The organism is Priestia sp. VA7 (assembly GCF_055710015.1).
Genome location: NZ_JBVQPN010000034.1, coordinates 1 through 1,686, shown reverse-complemented (window position 1 = coordinate 1,686; position 1,686 = coordinate 1). Strand labels below are relative to the sequence as shown.

The 1,686-nt window shown below is 30.2% G+C and carries 1 protein-coding gene; it reads right to left on the bottom strand.

Annotation, left to right across the window (positions count from 1 at the left end; translation table 11 throughout):
- Window positions 1-493 precede the first annotated feature (493 nt).
- A complete protein-coding gene (locus AC0C45_RS29990; protein WP_050691790.1) occupies window positions 494-1,186 on the bottom strand; it encodes a helix-turn-helix domain-containing protein in 693 nt (230 codons plus the stop codon).
- Window positions 1,187-1,686 lie beyond the last annotated feature (500 nt).

The following is a 1,686-nucleotide window of genomic DNA, read 5'->3' as shown; positions in this document are numbered from 1 at the left end:
TTGATGAACTAAGCCCTTGAAATAGATGTCAATTTCGTATAAAATAAAAACATAAGTTTTATTTTATAGAAAAACTAACTCTATTAACAAGAGACTTCGACAAGTGTTTTCCCTACCGTGATTAGGGTGAACGGTTTAAGAGTGTTGACAGCACTTCTTAAACAGTTGAAGTCTTTTTTCTATTCCGGTCCTTTTTGTTAGTTTTATTATAGCGTTAACTAGTCTCATAATTCAATAAAAATTAGCAAAATATATCAAAACGAGTATTTTAGGCTAATCTTTTTCATTTAGATAATAAATAATTTTAAAATTATTTATCTGAAAAATAAAATCTTTCTCTCTACTCTCAACCAGCATGCAAAGTGCAATTTTTAGTTTCAATAAAAATAATCTTCCAAATGAAAGAGGCATTGCCCTTAGTTAATTCAGCTTAACTAAGGGCAATGCCTCTTTCATTTTTTATCTTTCACTAAAATTAGGTTAATCATTGATTTTATTTCATGTCATACTCTCTTTCAAGTCGATCTACTAAATGTTCACTTATGTAATCTTCGATGAAAGCACGTTTTTTATTATGATTTTCTTCCCTTTTAAAACTAAACAGACCAGTTTTCACAGTGGTAGTCCGTTCCTCTTCAGGTAAAATACCCCATTTTTCAATGGCTTCTTTTTTTAATTTGTTCCTAATTTTCAATTCGTTTAGACGTTGCTCTTTTTCCAAGATTCTTTGGTTGTTTGTAGTTGTAGATGTTTCAGGAAGTGCCTTTAGTACATCTTGAAATTGAGATAAAATTTTTTGATTTGTTTGTCCACTTTGATTCATAAATGTTGTTAAAACCTGAACCATAGAATCAATTTTCTCAGTTGCCTCTGCTAATTGTTCTTCTAAATTCACTATTTTCTTCTCAAAAACTGTTTTCATAGGTTCATTCTTTTCTAACATCTCTGATGTTGTTTCTCCATTAAAATGTGAACGGATTTGCTTAATAGAATAACCATGTTCTTCTTTTAATCTCTTAGCCTCAAGTAACATATCAATTTCTTCTCTTTTGAAACGACGATGACCACCTTGAGTACGAATTCCTTGAATATTAAAGTCCTCTTGATATCTTCGAATTGTTTGATCAGACAGTCCAGTAAGTTTTATTACTTCACTTAATTTGAATTCTTCCTCAGTTTGTTTCAAATTAGCCCCTCCTCTTCTCGATTATAATAACAATAAATTTGTTGTTATTATAACAGAACTGACATCAAATTTTGAGAGATTTAATAATGGATTTTTTGTTAGATTTACAGGTTCTTTTGCTATTTTTGATAGAATAGGCAATTCAAAGTCATAGTTCATTATAACAAAGTTCTTAAGAAGGCTAAAGAGATGAAATCTAACTGTGAATCTATAGTAAGTGACTGTTAAGTTTGGATTGAAGAAGGCTAAAGAGATGAAATCTAACTGTGAATCTATAGTAAGTGACTGTTAAGTTTGGATTGAAGAAGGCTAAAGAGATGAAATCTAACTGTGAATCTATAGTAAGTGACTGTTAAGTTTGGATTGGAGAAGACTAAAGAGATGAAATCTAACTGTGAATCTATAGTAAGTGACTGTTAAGTTTGGATTGGAGAAGACTAAAGAGATGAAATCTAACTGTGAATCTATAGTAAGTGACTGTTAAGTTTGGATTGGAGAAG